This is a genomic window from Mycolicibacterium sp. XJ870 (assembly GCF_053483975.1).
Genome location: NZ_JBEFTI010000001.1, coordinates 320,692 through 339,414, shown reverse-complemented (window position 1 = coordinate 339,414; position 18,723 = coordinate 320,692). Strand labels below are relative to the sequence as shown.

The following is an 18,723-nucleotide window of genomic DNA, read 5'->3' as shown; positions in this document are numbered from 1 at the left end:
CACCAATTTGGTTAACAATTTCCCGGCAAAATGTATAGCTGAGCTTGGTATATGCGATCAGCAGTTGAATGATGGCTAACAAGCGCCGTCGCTGTCGCCGCACGGGTACGCGGGGATAGGTCAGGACAGGTACAACGCGACGACGCCCAGCACAGTCACGGCAAGGAACAGCAGCATCGCGATGCGCATGCCTCGGGTCCGAAGCGGCTCAGGCAACGCGAGCGGAAGGACGAGCACCGTCGCGAGGCCGAACGGTACATAGGCCAGCACCCCGAAGATCAAGCCGTAGCCATGCGGATCTTCGGCCGGGTCCGTCGAGTAGGCCGAGCGCAGAATCGTCCACACAAGGAAGACCCAGACAGCGGCGGTGGCGGCTCCGAACGCGCCTGCCAGACACCGCCAGACAATCACGCGTGGCTCGCCCACGACACCGTCGCTGAGCCACGCGATCTCATTCGCGCTCTCCCCCATAGGAGCTGGCGTCCTCCAGGATCGACTGCAGCTTGCCCGCCGGGCCTGGTGGAACACCTTCTCGCTCATCGAGATAGAGGTCTGGAGCGCTGGTGTTCTTGTCCCCCAACGGCAGACCGTCCGACCCCACAGGTCCGAGGATCTGCGGCGGATTCGGTGCGTTGGGGTCCGCCATTTGCAGTGGGCCATCGCCCGGGCCGCCGGACGGTGCTTGCTGACCGGACGGGCCCGGCGGTGGCGGCGGCGGTGCCGGCAGGTTCTCCCCGGGCAGCGGCGGCAACGGCGGAGTCGCGGGGGGCGGCTGCTGCCCACTGGGTCCTCCGGACGGCGGTGGTCCAGGCGCCTCGCCCTGGCCGAGCGGCGGCAGCCCAGGTGCCTCACCTGGCCCTTGCGGGAGCGGTGAGCCCGGCTGACCCGGGCCGGGTGCCTGCGCCTGACCGGGAGCCTGGCCTGGGGCTCCACCCGGCGCCTGCCCTTGGCCGGCGCCTTCACCTGGCTGGCCCGGCTGCCCCTGGCCGGGCGCCTGCGCCTGACCCGGACCCTGCCCCGGGCCTTCACCCGGCGCCTGCCCTTGGCCGAGGCCTCCGCCGGGGGGTGGCGGCAGAGGTGGCGGAGGCGGAGGCGGTTCCGGAGTCACCACCGCCGGGCCGGTCGGCGGAGGCGGCGGCGGGGCATGCAGCGCGGCCAGTTTGCGCTGCAGTCGCGGCTCGGCATCGGTACGTACCGCCCGCCGGTCCTCGTTCGGATCGGAGTTTTCGTGGAAGCACCCGGCGGGCGCCTCTTTCACCACGGTCAGGGCGCCGTTGTAGAGCCGGTCGGCATCGTCGGGACGTCCGGACCGTACGGCCAAGTCTGCGAGCGTTTCCCGGACGAGTTCGAGGTTGATCCGTACCGGGCAGGAATCCTCGCCGCCGAAGCGGTCCAGCGCCTCGCCGAACCGCTTCTCGGCGTCGTTGAGTTTGCCTTCCAGGACAAGCAGATCGCCTTCTGCGAAGGCGATGGTGCCGGGTTCGATCACCCCGAACGTCTTGAGCTTGTCGACGTCGCGACGCAGCGCCTCGATGTCGTGTTCGTTGAACGAGGTCACGGCCGAATTCCCGACCATCACCACGGTGATCAGCCCAGCCACGACCAGCGCCAGCAGCGCCGCGACGGGCACGGTGTAGAGGAAGAGCCGTCGGCGCAACCGCAGCCGCCGTTGCCGTGGGTTGAACCACGCCACCGTGCGCGTGCGGGCGGTGAGCAGAAAGTGCCGCAGGAACGACCCGAGCTGTCGCACCAGCTGGGTTGGCGCTTGACGCAACATCATTGGGCCACCACGTCCTCTGCGGTGAGGTCGCTGCGGGATAGGCGGTTGCGCCGGACTTCGCGCACCATCAGCACCGCCTCGATGGACAACAGTGCTGCGCTGATCAACGCGAACACCCAGTACCACTCCGTGCGACCGACGAGCGGATCTTCTTTACCGCTGAGCTCACCGCCGTCGACCAGGGATCCCGAGGCGATCGGCGGCAACACCGGCACGATGTCCTTGCCTGCCTCGCGGTGAAAGTATTTGACCCCAAAGTTTTTCGCGATTTCCTGCAAACGGGGTTCATCGAGTCCGGACCGAATGACCACCCCGGTGTTCGGCTCACCGAGATAGTTCTTGCGGCCGTTGGAGTAGCTGTGCGGGATCGGCCCTCCAGCGGGGGTGCCGTATCCAAGCACTGCCCCACCCTTGAAGAGGTCTTCGGGGATGTCGAAGACACCCGGCTTGGCCTGGTCGCCTCTGGCCCCGTCGCCGAAATAAAACACGAGGCTCTTGGACTCTGGGTAGGCCTTCTTCGCCGCTTCGAGTTGTTCGCGCAGCAGGGCATTGGCGGCGACGGGGTCGATGAAACTGTAAGCGTCATAGGGCGTCAGGGAGTACGACGACAAGTTTCTGGCGTACGCCTCGAAGCTGTCGGTGTCCGGAGACAACGGCCAGTTGACTTTGGCCTTGGTGGCGAAGCCGATCATGTTGAACCGGGCAGATCGGTACTTCTCCATCAGCGCGGCGATATCGGCGCGAATGCCCTCCATGCGAGCCTGGCCGTTGCCGTAGTCGGGTATCCGCGAGGTCACCGATCGATCGACGACGAAGAACACGTTGATGTCGGAGACTGCCTCCCCGGCGGCGGAGGCCTCGCGTTCCCCGTCGTCGGCGATACCCGGCCGAAACGCCGCCAGCACCAGCAGTAGTGCCGCGAATGTCAGCCCGAGCCAGCGCAGTACGACGGGCCGGTAGCGACCCGGAGCTGTGCGCATCAGCAGCTGGTAGAGGGTGAACACCCGCACGGCCACGATCAGGAAAGCCAGAATCGCGAGCAGGTAGACAGGTAGGACCGGGGCGAAATTCATCGGCGCAACACCGCCAGCCCGACCGACAGTGCCAACGCCGCCATGACCGCGATCGCCAATGGCACCGTCGGGATGTCGAAGTTCCGCTTCGAGTCCTGGTTCACCCCGAGGTAGGCCGGCGCGGGCGGGTTGTCGTTGATCTTGTCGAGATCGCCGTTGAGGATGTCGTTGGTGCCGTCCGAGGATCCGGTGCCGGCCGGGTTGTAGAGCGAGAACTGTCCCTTGGTGGCCTCGGTCAGTGCGCGCAGAGAATCGTTGCCCGCCTGGCTGATCTGTTCGACGTCGGCCCGAGAAACGGCGTTGATCTGGATGCCTTGACGCTGCGCCATCGCCAGCACCTGGGATTGGTCGAAGACGGACGGCCTCTTCTCGTCATCGGTGCGGAACTTGCTGTAACCGATGTAGACGACCTGGCGGCGATGGGAACCGCTGCTGGGCCCGAATCCCGACAGGCACATGGCAAGGGTGTCTTCGAGGCTCGGCGCGTAGTCGGCGTACTTGACCGGACGGGCGAACCCCTCCATGCCGGCGGACAACTCAAGCTTCTGCTCCACCGGCACGTTCTGGTGGGTGTCGAGCCTCTGCTGGATGCCGGCCAGTCCGGCGAAGTACCGCATCCGCTGCTCGGCGAACGCGGTGTCACGCGTGATCGGCAGCGCCCGCAGGTTCTGGGACGTGATACCGAACGCGGTACTGGTGGAATTCTTCGCCTTCTCGGCCCAATAGTTCAGGAAATCAGCGGTGGTCGGGTCATTGACGGGCTGCCCGACACACAACACGATGTCGCGCGGGTAGGCGGCCTCGTAGCCGTCGTTGGCTGAGGCAAGTTTGGTGGGCCGGGCCGCGGCGATGATGGCGCCCAGGAAGGCGATTGCCACCATCGATCCCACGACTGCCATCGAGATCAGGTAGATGCGTTGCACCCGCGCGTATTCGGGCAGCCGAGTCAGGCGGCTCACGTTGGCCAGCGGTCGCATCCGACGCTGCACCTTGGCCACCGGCAGTCGCCAAGCGATGATCACGGCTATGGCGAGGCCAAGCACGCCGGCGATGAGCAGCCAGCTCCATCTCAGGTCCATGAGTGGATCAACTCCTTGGCCGAATGCCCTAAAGCCGGTACATCAGTACGGGATTCGGGATTGAACTGGGCATCGTGCAGGAGCGTCAGCAGTGGGACAGCAGTCGCCAGTTCGCCTTCGGCGAGGTAGTCGGTCAGCAGGTTCTTGGCATACACCCCGGTGCGTAAGTACAGGAAGCTGCGCAGAGTGTGGTTGTACGCGGTGGCGGCGTCTTCCCGGGACAGCTCACGTCGGCCGTAGCGCGCGGTGGTCTGTTCGATGGCGCGGGTGAACCGGCGCCGGGTCAGCTGAGCATGCCAGTCACGAAGGACGGGGATTGTCCGCAGCCGTTGCGGTGGCAGCGTCCAGATCACCACGCCGGCACACCAGGCGGCAAGCGCAGCGACGATCAAGGCCGCCAGCACCAGCCACCATCCCGACGGGGCGAACGGGCCGCCGATGAACCTCAGCAGGTCATCACCGGGCATTGCTGTACACCTCCGTCAGGTGCGTCATCCTGTTCCGGACTTCAGCGCTGCCGCCGATCCGCACGAACGGGACTGCCATCCTTTCGAAGAAATGGTCAAGCTCGACCATCCGCTGTTGTTCGGCTCGGCGGTAGGCGTCGACCACCGTCTGGCCCAAGGTGGTGCCGTCGGGGACGAACCGCCCGGTACCGACGTCATAACCGTCCATCTCGCCCTGGTCCGCGCCCACGGCCGGCATGTCCGAGATCGCCACCCAGAGCAGTTCGTGGCGTCCCGCCAGTCGCTTCACGGCGTCCTCGAGGTCTTCGGAGACCTCCGGTTCGTCCGCGATGACAACCATCAACAGCCGCGCGCGATGACTGTGTGCCACATAGTTCAGCTGGGTGAGGATACGACTTTCGCCGACATCGCCGTGGCTTTGCGTCGACAGCTGATCGAGCATCGCCTCAATGTGGTTCTCTCCCTTGCGGCTTCGCACGGTGGCGCTGCCATGCGCATTCCCGTAGACCATGCCGAGTTCATCTGAGCGGCTCATGCTGATCAATCCGATGACACCGGCCACCACGGCGGCGACGTCGCGTTTGAATTCGCCGCTGGGCGCCAGGGCGGACATGTTCCTGCCCGTGTCACAGACCAGCAGGATCTTGTGGTGCTTCTCCGTGACGAACTTCGTTACCAGTGTGTCGCTGGAACGCGCCGTGGCCTTCCAGTTGATGTCGCGGATGTCGTCGCCGGGCACGTACGGACGCAGGTCGTCGAACTCCAGCGTGCGGGTGTGCAGCAGCGCGTGCTTACCGCCCTGCAGCATGCTGCGGCTGACGTTGCCGAAAAACTGCCGCGAGCGGTTGAGGTGCCTGCCCATCGCCGGATTACCCGGGTACCGGAACCGCTTGCAGCACCTGGTCGATCACAGACTCGGGGGTGACCTTGGCGCTGAGTGCCTCGAATCCGAGGATGAGTCTGTGCCGCAACACCCGGTACGCCACGTTGTGAATGTCCGGAGGCAGAACGTGGTTGCGGCCGGCGATCAGCGCGGCAGCGCGCGCCGCGCTGACGAATGCGATGGTCGCGCGCGGGCTGGCGCCGTACTCGATGAGCCGGGCCACCTCGGGACGCAGGAACTGCTGCGGTTCACGGGTGACGTGCACGAGCCGACTGACGTATTGCATCAGCACCGGATCCATGTGCACGTTGCGAGTGGTGATCTGCAGCCGCCGAATGGTTCCCAGGTCGACGACCGGCCGCGGCACGCCCGTCCGGTCATAGACACCGCGGTCTCTGCGCTGCAACACTTCGACCTCTTCTTCGGGAGTCGGGTAACGCAGCACCTCTTTGAGCATGAACCGGTCGGTCTGGGCTTCGGAGAGCGGATAGGTGCCCTCCTGGTCAACCGGGTTCTGTGTCGCGATCACCAGGAAAGGCTCGGGAAGCGGGTATGTCGTTCCCGCGATGGTGGTTTGGCGTTCCTCCATCGCTTCGAGCATGGCGCTCTGCGATTTCGAGCTCGAGCGGTTGATTTCGTCGAGCAGGACGATGTTGGCGTGCACGGGACCCAGCTGGGTCTTGAACTCCGCCGTGTTCGCATCGTAGATCTGGGTACCCAGAATGTCGCTGGGCAGCAGATCCGGGGTGCACTGGATACGTTGGAAACTACCCGCGATCGCATCCGAGAGTGTGCGCGCTGCAGTAGTTTTCGCCAGCCCCGGCACACTCTCGAGCAGAATGTGCCCGCCACCGAGCAAGCCGATCAGCAACGTCTCACGCAGTTGCTCCTGCCCTACCACCTTGGCGCCGAAGGCATAGCCGATCTCGCGCACCGCCTGCATGGCGAGTTGCAGTTCCTGATTACCGGGCTGAACCCGGTTGGTCAGTGTTGTACGTTCCCCCGCTTCCACGCCGGGCTGTTGAAGCTCCACTGGTCTAATCCTCTTCGTTGGTGTAGGTCGGGGGGGACTTCGTGAAATCGACGGCGCCACTGAGATTCACGCGCACGTTCTCGTTGTTGACGTTGAACATCGGCTCGGTGGACTGCGCGGTCAGCTTGAAATCGACAGCGCCACTGACTGTTGCGCGACCACTCAACGCTTCGCCGAAGAGAGGCGACGGAATACTCAGCATCACCTTGTCGGTGTTGGTCGGTGCGGTCCAGCGCGCACTGCCTTCGATCATGCCGTAGTTGACGTCGCCGTCCATCGGGCACTTGGGCGGTGCCAGAGAGGTGGATTTGGCGCATTCATCCATGGCATCCAGGATCGCTTTGCCGGCAGCTTTCTTGCCCTCCTCGCTGACTTCGAGCTCGAAATCGGCCTCCTCCTCGGGTTCCTTGTAGGAGATTCCCGACGGCAGGTAGAAATCCCGCCGGTATGTCAGATCGAAGTTCGGGTTCGAGTTGGTCACCTCGATGGCTCCCGGGAAGAGGTAAGCGATGCCCGACGACGGCAGCTGAGTGCCGAAGATGCTGAACGAGTCCAACAGCGCGGTCGAACCTTTGGCTTTCTCTTTCCCGAAATTCAATGCGTACGTGGCGTACTCGACTTTGAACAAGCCATCGCCGGACTGTTTGACCGGGATTTCTTCGTCGAGAGCCTGATCCCCGAAATTGGCCAGGACATGCACCGAGTTGGAGTCCTCGCCGAGGATCTGGATGTCGGTGATCGGCATCTTCTCGAGCTGCTTGGCGAGCACCTCATCGGTGAGGTAGGTCTTGTCGGGAGGTTCGTTGATCCCGAAAGACAACGCCTTTTCGGCGTCCCCATTTGCCAGCGCTTTCAGGTATCCCTCCACCGCGCCACTGGCGGTCGTGGCATCAGAGCTCGAACCACCGACGACGACGATCCCGACAACCACGGCGACCACGACGACCACGGCGCCGGCGACCATGGCGAACAGCTTGCGGCGATTCTTGGACGGAGCGCTGCTGTAGGAAGGAGGGTCGAATGACGGGCCGCCAAACCCGGATGATCCTCCCGGGAAGGGTGCATTCCCAGGAGGATTCGCGTACCCGCCGCCGGTGAAGGGCGGTGGACCCGATGGTGGCGCGCCGGAGCCCGGGCCGCCGAAGCCGCCGGGAGGACCCGGCGGATACGGTCCCGGCGGCGGCGACTGCGGACGGCCGGGAGGCGGAAACCCTTGTGGCGGCTGAGATGGACCGCCACCGATGGGATTGTCTCCCCCGAAGTTTGTCACCGCGTCTCCCTGTCAATCACCGTCAGCCTCACCTGTTCAGAGAAACTCGCGGCGGTTGCTCGCCGATGTTCACCTCGACCTGGTCTGAGATGCTGATGAAGTTGTCTATGACCCGCCCGCTCCCCTTCTCGGCGGCGGTGATGGGCACGCGGAGACTGCCTACCTGCACCACACTCGTGTGATCGGCGAGCCTGAACAGATCCGCTGGTAGGTCGACCGGGCCGCGCACCCGCAGCGTGCTCATGTCATAGCTGTTCGTCCAGCTTCCGCTGCCGATACCTCCGCACTCATCTGGCTTGTCGCCCGGGTTGAAGCATTTGTCGATCCACGCCCGCAAAGCGTCTTGAGCGGCTTTGAGTCCCTCGTCGGTCATCGAGAACTTGGGCTCGACCGTCGTGTCCTTGCGCGCTGTGACGTCGTCGAGCGTGGTCGGCGGCAGGTCGTTGATGTTGAGATATGGGGTGGTGGAATCCATCTGGATGTAGCCGGGGAACACGTAGATGTGGCGGCTCTGTGGCAGCGGCTTGCCGAGCACCGTCAAGGCGGCATCGACCTTGGCATCTCCGAACCCGTGGACATCTTCGGTGGTGGCATTGACAAATGCCGCCGACATCTTCCACTCGTTGTCGACCACGACCATGTCCAGCTTGCCTTCGGTGCGCTCACCACCGAATTTCGCCGTGACCTTGACCGCCGAGGTCTTTTCGTCGGCATCGGGTTCCTTTTCCTCCCCGACCACCTCGACCTCGGTGATAGGCAACTTCTCCAGCTGCATCTTCAAGATGTCATCGGTCAGCAGCTCAGTCGTCGCCGGCTCAGTAGCGCTGAGGTCCAGCGCAGCCTGCGCATCACCCCCAGCCAGCGCATCCATATACGCCTTTGCGACGTCGGTCGGCGAGCCGCTCGGATTGAAGCTGGCACCGTCCTCCCCCCTGCTCATCAGGAACGCCACGATGACCGCGATCACCGTGAGGACGGCGACGGTCGCTCCGGCGGTGATGAACAGCGGTTTACGGTTCTTGGCCGGCGGCGCCGAAGGTCCGCCAAAGCCTGGGTGCGGCGCCGGCTGATTGAAGCGCGGGGGCGGTGTACCCCGTGTCGGGTCTGGACCGGGCCAGTTCGAGAAATTGGTCACGTTGGGTCTCCGCGCTTACGGTTTTTCGAAATCGATTACGGGCGGGTCTTGGGTCATGTCGGCGCTGGCATATAGCGAAGGCGAGAAGGTGCCCGTTTCAGTCGAGCCGCTCTCGGTCTCTACGGTGATACCGAATTCCGGGCTGCCGATGACGCGGATTTTGCCCGTCTTCTCATCCATGAAATTGATGGTGATGTCATCGAGGTCGGTCGGAGCCGTCCACTTCGCCGTATCGGGCACGAAATCAGGGCGCGCAGCCTTGTTCGGGCAATTCGGCGGCTCCAGACTGGTGCTCTTGGCGCACTCCTCCAGAGCCTTCTTCAGCGCGTCCAACACGATCTGACGCCCGTCGTCACTGACGGTGATGTCCGGGAACTTCTGGTCCTGCATGGTCGCAATCTCGTACAGCGACGGGTCGGTCTCATTGCCGATGATGCGCATCGTGTCATCGACCTTCAGAGCCGGGTTCGAACTACCTACCTCGACGAACCCGGGAAAGGTATAGGCCTTGCCGCTCTTGGGAACTGGTTTGTCCCACACCGTGATGAACTTGGCCAGGTCGGGGTTGATGTCTTCCAGCTTGAATTCGACGCTCATCGCACCCGATTTCAGCTTCCACCCCTCCCCTGGCGGCGGCTTTTCCAGCTTGATGCTCTCGTCGCTGTCGACGCCTCCGACTTTCGCGGTCACGTGCACAAGGGCACCGCCGTCAGCGGTGGGGATGTCCCCGAGAATCTTGACGTCGGTGATGGGGAATTTCTCCATCTGTTTCTTGAGGATGTCATCGGTGAGCATCGAGGTGTCCGGCGGTTGAGCGCGGCCCAGCGACAACGCCGTCTTCGCATCGCCACGCTGCAAAGCCTCCACGTAGGCCGTCACCGCTTCGCTGGCCTTGCCCGTGCCGTCCTCATACGCGCCGCCACCGAACACCATGACGCCGGCGGCAACCAACGCCGCCACGACCGCGACGGCGCCCGCGCCGATCAGGATCCGACGGCCACCTTTGCTCGACGGGAGCCTCAACCATCCTCTGCCTGCGGGTTTGGGATTGGGCATCGGCGTGAATCCCGGAGGGCCGGAAGGTTGGCCGCTGAACGGCGGCTGGTGTCCGAACGGTCCAGGTTGCGGCGGAGCGGCGCCCCACTGTGGCGGGGGCGGCGAGGGTGGCGGAGGTGGTGGCGGCGCACCGAACTGCTGTCCACCGGCGCCCCACTGCGGGTACTGGGGGCCGGGCCTGCCACCCCATCCCGGCTGCGGCGGTGGTTGATTATGCGGGCCAGAACCGGGTTGACCACCGAACGGACCGGGGCCGCCAAAGCCCCCGCCTGTCACAGGCTCGCTCCGACAGTCAGCGTGGATTGCACCGCATCCCCCGAATCACTCACCACTGACCAGACCATCGCGCGGTGTCTGGTAGCCACTTGGAGTGACCGTAAAGATCCTAACCAGAGGAATTGGGGGCCAGAGACACCAATTTCTCGCCGGCCGCTACGGCTTCAGCGCGCTGCCCTTACGCCACTGCTCCCAGGGCACGCTCCAGTCGCCGTTGTTGTCGGGCTTGAGCGGATCACCGCCGGTGTTGCGGATCTCGACGATGTCGCCGGGAACTGAGAAGTTGTAGAACCACTCGGCGTTCTCGCCGCTGAGGTTCAAGCAGCCGTGGCTGACGTTGGTGTTGCCCTGCGCCCAGATCGTCGCGTTCAGCTGGTGCAGGTAGATGCCGTCCATGCTGATGCGGGTGGCGAACGGGATGGTGTTCTTGTAGCCCAGCCGGGAATTGACGGGCAGGCCGTAGGTCGAGGAGTCCATGACTACCGGGTTGGCTTTGTCCATCACGGTGTAGATCCCGCGCGGGGTCCAGAAGCTCATCGTGGTGCCTGCGACGGTCTCGGTGCCGCCCATGCCCATCGAGGTCGGCATGGTGCGCACCAGCTTGCCGTTCTCGAAGACGCTGACCTGTTTGGTCTTGTCGTCGGCGATCGACACGTGCGAGTCACCGATGGTGAACGACACCTTTTCGTCCTGCGCGCCGTAGAGATCGTCGCCGAGCCTGGCGCCGTAGAGGCCGGCGTCGACGGTGACCTTCGTGCGTGGTGTGTAGTACTTCTCCGGGCGCCAGTGCGCGGTTTGATCGTCGATCCAGTTCCACGAGCCGACGGCCTTCGGAGTGGTGGTCACCTTCATGCGGCGTTCGGCGTTGGCCTTGTCGGTGATGGTCTGGTCGAAGCGCGCGACGATCACCATGCCGACGCCGTAGGTCGCGCCGTCCTTCAGCGGGGCGCCGGAGGTGCCGTTGAGGTACACCTGGGCCTGGTAACTCGGGGTCAGGGTGGTGAACGTCGAGGTTTGACGGGTCGGCATGCCGCCGGGGCCCCGGCCGTTGACCGTCAGCGTGTAAGTGCGGCCAAACCCGAGCGCCGTCGTCGGCTTCCAGGTCTTGGCGTCCGGGGTGAGGACGCCGGGGATCTCCTTGCCGGCGTCATTGACCATCTTGACGCTCGCGACGGTGCCCGTGGTGGCGGTGACCAGGACGTGGGCCAGCGGGTCGACCTCCGCGTTCGGCCTGGGGGTGATGGTGATCTTGGCCGGTTCGGTGGGTGACGGTTGCGGGACGCCCTGCGGCGGGGCGGCCATCGTCTGGCAGTGCTCGGTGCAGTCCGGCAACGCCGTCACCACGACACCGCCCAGCACGGACAGCACAGCGAGTGCGACCGCCAGGCAGGCACGACGAACAGACGACAACATCACTCCAATGTGGTTCGGCGAAAGCCGTATTGATCGGGATCGATCGGTGCCTCAATCGTAGCCGGAGACCAGGTTCCCCAGCGCGACGCCTCCGGGATGTGGGCGAGTCGTGATTGAGTCGTTGTTATCTCAGTTGGCGATGCTCTTGAGGCAGTACAGCCGCAGCGGCTTACCGAAGGACCACAGTGTCGTGCCCTCACCACACTGTGAGGTGTCCCTGCTGTTTTCGATACGCTCGCGCATTTCGAATGCCCTGACCGGACCGTCCGCCTTTTCTGCGGCATCAGCGCAGTCCACGCGATTCAGCTGCTTGTCGGCGAGGTTGACGAGATAACACTCACCCTTCATGAGATTCGGCACGAAGCACCTGAGCTCACCGGTATCCGTCGACTCCGAGACGAAATAGCTGCCCTTGGCGCCTTGGCCATCCGGGCAGACATCGCTGTCGGTGGTGACGGCCAACTCGTAGACGGCGAGGGGGTCGTCGCAGTCGGTCGGTGCCATTCGGCCTGCGGAGAAGTCGTCGGATGTCACACACTGTCCAGCTGCGAGCCGTTCTTCAGGCCCGCCCGTCTCGCTGTCGTTCTTGTTGCCGACGAACACCACCGCAGCTACCGCGACCACTGCCAGGGCCACCACGACTCCGATGGCGACAGTCCACCGCCACACGCGGTTGCGCTTGGGTGGAGTGGGGTACGGCTGGGCCGGCCACTGAGGCGGCTGAGTCATTGGTGTTCCTTGTCCGATATCTGCACCGCGGGCGTCTTCTCCCCGGCACGATCAGTGTGGCGCATCGCCACCCGGCTATTACCGCTTACCAACGGCGGTAGGCCACTTCTGTCACATCAGCACCGCGAGCGCGGCACACATACGGTCTGGAAATGCGGTACCACATGCGGTATCGCATTTGGGTGGTCAACATATCCCTCGGCCCGCTCGCAGCGGGGCTGGCCGCCACGCTGGTCGCAGTTAGGCTGACCCGCGCTCCAGGTAAGCGAGGGCAGCGGCAGGATCGTCGGTGACGTACACCAACTCGTCGAGCGGCACGGGCAGGAAGCCGTCCTGCTCCATCCGCCGCAGCTGGATCACCAACCCGTCGTAGAAACCCGCGGTGTTCAACAGCACTACGGGCTTGTCATGGTGCCGGTGCTTACGCAGCTCGAGGATGTCGGTCGCTTCGTCGAGCGTGCCCAGGCCGCCGGCCATCACCACCATCGCGTCCGAACGTGCCAGCAGCGTCGCCTTGCGTTCAGCGAGATTCGCGGTGAACACCATCTCGTCGGCGTCGGCCCGGGCTTTCGTCCGCAGAAACTCGACGGAGATCCCGACCAGCCGTCCACCACTCTTTCGTACGCCGTCGGCGACCACCTTCATCAATCCGACGTCCGATCCTCCCCAGACCAGCGTGTGGCCGGCCGCGCCGACGAGCTCGGCGAATTCACGCGCCGGCTCGGTGTAGCGCTCGTCGAGATCAGCGGCGGACAGGAAGACACAGATGTTCATGCACTAATGATGGTGCCCGACCCGGCCGCTGTGACCACACCTGTCACACCAGCACCGGGAGGCTGGCACATAGGCGCTCTCGAAAAGCGGTACCACATGCGGTATCGCGTTTGCGGATCAACATATCGGTCGGATTTACCGCATTCGCCGATCCGTCCGATTACGGATTTGCACCCAGCCGCCAATACCATGTCAGGCGACATGACCGACAATGCCCTAGCTCCGACCTCCCCACCTGGCCGTATCGCTGCCGAAGCGGGCCGCCGTCGAACCTTCGCCGTCATCAGCCACCCCGACGCCGGTAAATCCACCCTCACCGAGGCGCTGGCCCTGCACGCCAGGGTCATCACCGAGGCCGGCGCGATCCACGGCAAGGCGGGCCGACGCTCCACGGTGTCGGACTGGATGGACATGGAGAAGGCCAGGGGCATCTCGATCACGTCGACCGCGCTGCAGTTCCCTTACCGCGACTGCGTCATCAACCTGCTCGATACCCCCGGGCACGCCGACTTCTCCGAAGACACCTACCGGGTGCTGACGGCCGTCGACTGTGCGGTGATGCTCATCGACGCCGCGAAAGGTCTTGAGCCGCAGACCCTCAAGCTGTTCCAGGTGTGTAAGCACCGCGGGATCCCGATCATCACGGTGATCAACAAGTGGGACCGGCCCGGTCGGCACGCCCTGGAACTGATGGACGAGATCCACGACCGGATCGGACTCCGCACCACTCCGCTGACGTGGCCGGTCGGCATTGCCGGTGACTTCAAGGGTGTGATGGATCGGCGGTCCGGCAAGTACATCCGGTTCACCCGCACCGCCGGCGGTGCCACCGCGGCTCCCGAGGAGCACATCGCCGCGGCCGACGCGCATGCCGCCGCCGGTGACGATTGGGACACCGCCGTCGAGGAATCCGAACTGCTCTCCGCGGACGGCTCCGATTACGACCGCGACACCTTTCTCGGCGGCGAGTCCTCGCCGGTGCTGTTCACCTCGGCGGCATTGAACTTCGGCGTCAACCAACTCCTCGACGTGCTCGTCGAGCTCGCGCCCCCACCCAGCGGGTCGGTCGATGTCGACGGCGTCCGGCGCGCCACCGAATCACCGTTCAGCGCTTTCGTTTTCAAGGTGCAGGCCGGCATGGACTCATCGCATCGCGATCGGATCGCCTATGCGCGCGTCGTCTCGGGCACGTTCGAGCGCGGCGACGTCCTGACCCACGCCGCTACCGGCAAGCCGTTCGTCACCAAATACGCGCAATCGGTGTTCGGTCAACAGCGTTCGACGCTCGACGACGCCTGGCCAGGCGACGTGATCGGGCTGGCCAACGCCGCCGCGCTGCGCCCGGGCGACACGCTGTATCGCGATGTGCCCGTTCAGTATCCGCCGATTCCGAGCTTCTCCCCCGAGCATTTCGCGGTGGCCCGCGGAACCGATCCCAGCAAGCACAAGCAGTTCCGCCGCGGGATCGAACAGCTCGAGCAAGAAGGAGTCGTTCAGGTGCTGCGCTCGGACAAGCGTGGCGAGCAGGCGCCGGTGTTCGCAGCCGTCGGCCCCATGCAGTTCGAGGTCGCCACCCACCGGATGGCCACCGAACTCAGCGCACCCATCTCGCTGGAATCCCTGCCTTATCAGGTCGCGCGGATCGTCGACCCCGAGGACGCCGAGTTCATGAACAAGCAGGTGTCAGCGGAGGTGCTGACCCGCACCGACGGCGTCATGCTCGTGCTGTTCTCCACGCCGTGGCGGCTGGAGGGCTTCCAACGGGACAACCCGAACATCAAGCTGCGGTCGTTGGTGGCGGCCGACGGGTAGTCGCCGCCAATCAGGCACGCACGTCAACCCCACCAGAACGACACCGCGATGATGCAGTACAACGCGATCAGCGCAGCGCCTTCAAGCCACGTCGATTCCCCGTCGAAGGCGATGATCGCGGCCAGGACGACGGCGACCATCAGCGCGACGATCAGCATCGGCCCGAACACCAGCGTCAGCGATGCGAGCCCGAAGAAGTGGCTGACCAGCACCAGGACCGGGGCGAGCACCAGAGAGATCTGGATCGGGCTGTTCAAGATGATGGAGAAGGCGTACTCCGCCTGATTCTTGGCGGCCAACTGCACGCCGACGACGTTCTCGACGGCGTTGCCGGCGATGGCCACAATCACCAAGCCCGCGAATGCGTGCGAAATGTTCAACGAGTCCATCGCCGGTTCGAGCGCGTCCACAAACCAGTCCGATACGAACGCGGCCGACGCGCCTGCGACGGCGAGCATGCCGATCGCCAAGCCGATCGGCCAACGCGGCGGCTCCTTGTGCGGCTGCGGAACCGGGCTTGCCGTGGCGTCCCGACGCAACGAATACGGCAGGGACAGCGCGAAAAGCGCGAGCAGGATGACCGACACGATCATCGAGAAGGCCACTTCATGCTCAGAGGTGGGAGCGTGCACCTCGTGCGCGATGGACGGGATCGCCATGGCGAACACCGACAGCACCATCAGCACGAGGATGGTCCGCACCTGGGCGGAACCGAGCTTCTGTGGCCCATGCTTCAGTCCACCGACCAGGAAGGCGAGCCCCAACACCAGCAACAGGTTCGCCAAGATCGAACCGATGAGCGCGGCCTGCACCACGCCGACCAATCCGGCCTTGAGCGCGAAGATGCAGATGAAGAGCTCCGGCAGATTGCCCAGTGCTGACTGCAGGACCCCGGTAGCTCCCGGGCCGAACCGGTCGCCGAGTTGCTCTACGGCCAGCCCGACGAGCGACGCCAACACGCCCACCGCCACCGCGCTGACGACGAAGGCGAGCAGGTGCGGCCAGCCACCGTAGTGAGACAGCCCCGCCACCACGCAGATTGCCAGACCACCGAAGATCAGCAGCTTGTCGGACCGGATGAGCGCCGTCCTCATGCGCGCCATCATCGCACCTTGGTAGTGATGTACCTCTGACTCTCATACGGCGTGGCGGCCGCCTGTGGATAACTTCCGAATGGTGGGCGGCGTCCGCGTAGGGTGGTCGACGTGGAGTCTGGGGATCTCGAACCACGCGTCAGTGCTCTTGAGGAGCAGGTGCGCGACCTAGCCGGCCAAGTACGGGCAACTGCGCAGGACGCGGCGGCCGCTCGTGTTCTAGCAGGAGCCGCCGACCGTGACGTCAGCGAGTTCCGCGGCGAGATCCGCGAGTTCCGCCGGGCAACCACTGCAAGTTTCAATGCCCTTCGGCAGGACTTCGTTGACCTCCGTACGCATTTCGACAACGGCTTCACAGAGATGCGCGGCAAGTTCGACGTCATGGCCGCCGGACAACAACAGATCGTCGACCTTCTTCACACCATCGTCACCGATCAGGGGCAAAACAAAACGACCGAGTAGCCCTTGCTCGACACTGGCTGACAACATGACCGCCGAACGCGAGATCGTCATCACCGACGAGTTCAAGCACGCGCTGGCGCTGCTGGCCGAGGGCGAGCACCTGTTTCTGACCGGCAAGGCAGGCACGGGTAAGTCGACGCTGATCCGCCGCTTCATGGCCGAGAACGAGCGAAATGTCGTGGTGGTCGCGCCAACGGGTATCGCGGCGCTCAATGTCGACGGCTACACGATCCACCGACTGTTCGGATTCCGCACGACGACGACGCTGCACGACGTCCACGCCGGAGGATATCGGCCGGGGCGATTCACGAAGACGCTGGCGTCGCTGGAGACGTTGATCATCGATGAGGCGTCGATGGTGCGTGCCGACGTGTTCGACATGCTGGCCGCGGCGTTGGAGCGGTTCGGGCCGTCGCCGGAGCAGCCGTTCGGTGGCGTGCAGATCGTGCTGGTGGGCGATCTGTACCAGCTGCCGCCGGTGGTCAGCGAGGGCGAGGCTGGTTTCTTCGCGACGACATACGAGACCCCGTACTTCTTCTCCGCCAACAGTTTCCGGCGTGACGACTTCCCCACCGTGGCGCTGACGACGGTGTTCCGCCAACTCGGCGACGATCGAATGACGGCCATCCTCAACGAGATTCGCGAAGGAGTGCTCCTCGGCCACGCACAGGAGCAGCTCAACGCCCGGACGAATCCCGACTTCGTCCCGCCGGACGACGAGTTCTGGCTGACGCTGGCGCCGACGAACCGGCTGGTGACGGCGCGCAACCGACAGCACCTTGAGCGGCTACAGGGCGACGAGTTGGTCCACCACGCGCGGGTTTCGGGTGACCTGTCGCTGTTCGATCCGCCCGTCGAGGAGACGCTGCGGTTCAAGGTCGGCGCGCAGATCATGATGCTCAACAACGACCAAGGTGGTCGGTGGGTGAACGGCACGATCGGCCGGGTCGTCGGCGTCGATTACGACCGCTTCGGCGCTGTCGTCGAGGTGGAATTCGCCGACGGGTCATGCGCGGACGTGACCCCGTACACGTGGGAGGCGACGCGGCCGGTGGTGGCCGGCGGTTCGCTGAGCCGAGAAGTGATCGGCTCGTACACGCAGCTGCCGTTCAAGTTGGCGTGGGCGATCACGATTCACAAGAGCCAGGGGCAGACACTGGACCGGCTGATCGTGGATCTGACGGGCGGGATGTTCTCCACCGGTCAGCTGTACGTCGCGCTGAGCCGGTGCACATCGATGCGCGGGCTGGTGCTGAAACGCCCTGTGCTGCCGAAGGACTTGAAGGTCGACCGTCGCATCGCGCGGTTCCTGCGCAGCGCGGTGCGCGACGATCGGGTGCGGCGGTATTGCGCTCTCGGCATCTTGACGGTCGGCGAGGAGGGGCGGATGTCGCGGCCGCGGCCAGTGGAGTTGGCGGTGGCCTTCGACGACGGGACGGCGGTCTCCACGGTGGTGAATCCGCAGCGGGATCTGGCGGATGCCCGTCAGGCGTACGGGATCTCGGTGTCGGACGTCCTGTTGGCGCCGACGTTGCGCGAAGCGTGGGCGGTGATCGCCCCGATGTTGGCGGGGTGCACACCAGTCGGGTTCGGCATCGACGAGACGCTGGGCCTGATCGACTTCGAGTTGAAGCGGCTAGGCCACGTGACGCCAATACCGCTGGGGCTGGAGATTTCTGGATCTTCACACGCGACGACGGCGCTGGAGCGGGCACGAGCGGCGCTTGACGCGCACGCCCGGTCAGAGATCGACGACGGCGGCGCGTCGGCTTTCGAGGAACCGGAACCAGCCGAATCGGTGTCGGGCCTGCTGGTGAGCCGTGATGACGCGCCAACACCCGCGGCCGAACACCTGCCGGCACTGTCGGCGATTCTTCGGGTGAGCCGGGATGTCAGCGCGATCGTGTTGGGAGGGCTTGCGGCGTCGGAGGTTTCTGGAGCCGAGGAGACGCCGTGGATTGCGGCGGCACGGCAGTCGGTGGCCGATCAGCTGTGCGCGGCGGCGTCGCGCGCAACGCTGACGGATGTCGTGGTCAAGCGGCTGCGGGAAGCCGAGGCGTTTCTCGGTGCCGAGATCGTCTCCGGCGCTTGTGTAGTCGAGCGTAACGACATCGGGGCGGTCCTGGTTCCGGGCGCACGGATCTGTTTCACGGGAACGGCTCAAAACGCCAGCGGGCGGATCCTCGAGCGTGAGGAGATGGAGCGGCTCGCGGCGAAAGCCGGCCTGACGCCGGTGAAGTCGGTCACCAAGACCCGGTGTGAGGTGCTGGTGACCGCCGAGGCGGGCAGCCAGTCCGGAAAGGCACGCAAAGCGCAGGAGTACGGCAAGCCGGTGTTCTCCGCGGACGAGTTCTTCGGGTGGCTGGCCGGCAAGGGCGCCTACTAGG

At 64.8% G+C, this 18,723-nt stretch carries 17 protein-coding genes; 3 read left to right on the top strand and 14 right to left on the bottom strand.

Annotated elements, in window-relative coordinates; all coding sequences use genetic code 11:
- Nucleotides 1–120: 120 nt before the first annotated feature.
- The 13 genes from ABQF30_RS01665 to ABQF30_RS01605 form a co-directional block, all read right to left on the bottom strand.
- Nucleotides 121–471: a hypothetical protein gene (locus ABQF30_RS01665; protein WP_448460526.1), complete on the bottom strand. Its 351-nt coding sequence runs from the start codon at nt 469–471 to the stop codon at nt 121–123.
- On the bottom strand, nt 452–1,780 hold the full coding sequence (locus ABQF30_RS01660; protein WP_448460524.1) for a tetratricopeptide repeat protein: 1,329 nt from the start codon (nt 1,778–1,780) through the stop codon (nt 452–454). The genes ABQF30_RS01665 and ABQF30_RS01660 overlap by 20 nt, the downstream gene beginning before the upstream one ends.
- On the bottom strand, nt 1,777–2,853 hold the full coding sequence (locus ABQF30_RS01655) for a vWA domain-containing protein (RefSeq protein ID WP_448460522.1): 1,077 nt from the start codon (nt 2,851–2,853) through the stop codon (nt 1,777–1,779). Before ABQF30_RS01655 ends, ABQF30_RS01660 begins: the two co-directional genes overlap by 4 nt.
- Entirely contained in the window at nt 2,850–3,932 is a 1,083-nt protein-coding gene (locus ABQF30_RS01650) for a hypothetical protein (RefSeq protein WP_448460520.1), read from the bottom strand. Before ABQF30_RS01650 ends, ABQF30_RS01655 begins: the two co-directional genes overlap by 4 nt.
- Nucleotides 3,923–4,399 (bottom strand): hypothetical protein, encoded by a 477-nt coding sequence (locus ABQF30_RS01645; protein ID WP_448460518.1) that lies wholly within the window; start codon nt 4,397–4,399, stop codon nt 3,923–3,925. Before ABQF30_RS01645 ends, ABQF30_RS01650 begins: the two co-directional genes overlap by 10 nt.
- Nucleotides 4,389–5,261, bottom strand: coding sequence for a DUF58 domain-containing protein (locus tag ABQF30_RS01640; RefSeq protein WP_448460516.1), 873 nt, complete (start codon nt 5,259–5,261; stop codon nt 4,389–4,391). Before ABQF30_RS01640 ends, ABQF30_RS01645 begins: the two co-directional genes overlap by 11 nt.
- A gap of 7 nt (nt 5,262–5,268) precedes the next feature.
- Nucleotides 5,269–6,225, bottom strand: a complete 957-nt coding sequence (locus tag ABQF30_RS01635; RefSeq protein WP_448463358.1) for an AAA family ATPase — start codon at nt 6,223–6,225, stop codon at nt 5,269–5,271.
- 94 nt (nt 6,226–6,319) lie between these two features.
- Nucleotides 6,320–7,279, bottom strand: a complete 960-nt coding sequence (locus ABQF30_RS01630) for a hypothetical protein (RefSeq protein WP_448460514.1) — start codon at nt 7,277–7,279, stop codon at nt 6,320–6,322.
- A 334-nt stretch (nt 7,280–7,613) separates the two neighbouring features.
- A complete protein-coding gene (locus tag ABQF30_RS01625; protein WP_448460512.1) occupies nt 7,614–8,720 on the bottom strand; it encodes a hypothetical protein in 1,107 nt (368 codons plus the stop codon).
- A 15-nt stretch (nt 8,721–8,735) separates the two neighbouring features.
- Nucleotides 8,736–9,743, bottom strand: a complete 1,008-nt coding sequence (locus ABQF30_RS01620) for a hypothetical protein (protein ID WP_448460510.1) — start codon at nt 9,741–9,743, stop codon at nt 8,736–8,738.
- A 465-nt stretch (nt 9,744–10,208) separates the two neighbouring features.
- Nucleotides 10,209–11,468 carry a L,D-transpeptidase gene (locus tag ABQF30_RS01615; protein ID WP_448460508.1) on the bottom strand — a complete coding sequence of 420 codons (1,260 nt, stop codon included), beginning with the start codon at nt 11,466–11,468 and terminating at the stop codon, nt 10,209–10,211.
- Between the two features lie 126 nt (nt 11,469–11,594).
- The gene (locus ABQF30_RS01610; RefSeq protein ID WP_448460506.1) at nt 11,595–12,194 is read right to left on the bottom strand and encodes a hypothetical protein; all 600 of its coding nucleotides are present in this window, start codon (nt 12,192–12,194) and stop codon (nt 11,595–11,597) included.
- A gap of 240 nt (nt 12,195–12,434) precedes the next feature.
- Nucleotides 12,435–12,968, bottom strand: a complete 534-nt coding sequence (locus ABQF30_RS01605; protein WP_448460504.1) for an LOG family protein — start codon at nt 12,966–12,968, stop codon at nt 12,435–12,437.
- A 201-nt stretch (nt 12,969–13,169) separates the two neighbouring features.
- On the opposite strand from ABQF30_RS01605, the gene ABQF30_RS01600 reads away from it, so the two are divergent.
- The gene (locus ABQF30_RS01600) at nt 13,170–14,780 is read left to right on the top strand and encodes a peptide chain release factor 3 (protein WP_448460502.1); all 1,611 of its coding nucleotides are present in this window, start codon (nt 13,170–13,172) and stop codon (nt 14,778–14,780) included.
- A gap of 23 nt (nt 14,781–14,803) precedes the next feature.
- Here the strand turns inward: ABQF30_RS01600 and cax are convergent, their stop codons facing one another.
- Complete coding sequence (gene cax / locus ABQF30_RS01595; protein ID WP_448460500.1) at nt 14,804–15,883, bottom strand: calcium/proton exchanger; 1,080 nt, start codon at nt 15,881–15,883, stop codon at nt 14,804–14,806.
- 102 nt (nt 15,884–15,985) lie between these two features.
- Between cax and ABQF30_RS01590 the strand changes: the two genes are divergently transcribed.
- Complete coding sequence (locus ABQF30_RS01590; RefSeq protein ID WP_448460498.1) at nt 15,986–16,336, top strand: hypothetical protein; 351 nt, start codon at nt 15,986–15,988, stop codon at nt 16,334–16,336.
- Nucleotides 16,337–16,361: 25 nt separating this feature from the next.
- Nucleotides 16,362–18,722 (top strand): AAA family ATPase, encoded by a 2,361-nt coding sequence (locus ABQF30_RS01585; RefSeq protein WP_448460496.1) that lies wholly within the window; start codon nt 16,362–16,364, stop codon nt 18,720–18,722.
- Nucleotide 18,723 lies beyond the last annotated feature (1 nt).

What these genes read in the sequence shown, in the direction of transcription:
- ABQF30_RS01610 (WP_448460506.1), bottom strand. Translation starts at nt 12,194, where the DNA reads ATGACTCAGCCGCCTCAGTGGCCGGCCCAGCCGTACCCCACTCCACCC.
- ABQF30_RS01655 (WP_448460522.1), bottom strand. Translation starts at nt 2,853, where the DNA reads ATGAATTTCGCCCCGGTCCTACCTGTCTACCTGCTCGCGATTCTGGCT.
- ABQF30_RS01585 (WP_448460496.1), top strand. Translation starts at nt 16,362, where the DNA reads ATGACCGCCGAACGCGAGATCGTCATCACCGACGAGTTCAAGCACGCG.
- ABQF30_RS01635 (WP_448463358.1), bottom strand. Translation starts at nt 6,225, where the DNA reads ATGCAGGCGGTGCGCGAGATCGGCTATGCCTTCGGCGCCAAGGTGGTA.
- ABQF30_RS01640 (WP_448460516.1), bottom strand. Translation starts at nt 5,261, where the DNA reads ATGGGCAGGCACCTCAACCGCTCGCGGCAGTTTTTCGGCAACGTCAGC.
- ABQF30_RS01600 (WP_448460502.1), top strand. Translation starts at nt 13,170, where the DNA reads ATGACCGACAATGCCCTAGCTCCGACCTCCCCACCTGGCCGTATCGCT.
- ABQF30_RS01665 (WP_448460526.1), bottom strand. Translation starts at nt 471, where the DNA reads ATGGGGGAGAGCGCGAATGAGATCGCGTGGCTCAGCGACGGTGTCGTG.
- ABQF30_RS01650 (WP_448460520.1), bottom strand. Translation starts at nt 3,932, where the DNA reads ATGGACCTGAGATGGAGCTGGCTGCTCATCGCCGGCGTGCTTGGCCTC.
- ABQF30_RS01630 (WP_448460514.1), bottom strand. Translation starts at nt 7,279, where the DNA reads ATGGTCGCCGGCGCCGTGGTCGTCGTGGTCGCCGTGGTTGTCGGGATC.
- ABQF30_RS01645 (WP_448460518.1), bottom strand. Translation starts at nt 4,399, where the DNA reads ATGCCCGGTGATGACCTGCTGAGGTTCATCGGCGGCCCGTTCGCCCCG.
- ABQF30_RS01660 (WP_448460524.1), bottom strand. Translation starts at nt 1,780, where the DNA reads ATGATGTTGCGTCAAGCGCCAACCCAGCTGGTGCGACAGCTCGGGTCG.
- cax (WP_448460500.1), bottom strand. Translation starts at nt 15,883, where the DNA reads ATGGCGCGCATGAGGACGGCGCTCATCCGGTCCGACAAGCTGCTGATC.
- ABQF30_RS01605 (WP_448460504.1), bottom strand. Translation starts at nt 12,968, where the DNA reads ATGAACATCTGTGTCTTCCTGTCCGCCGCTGATCTCGACGAGCGCTAC.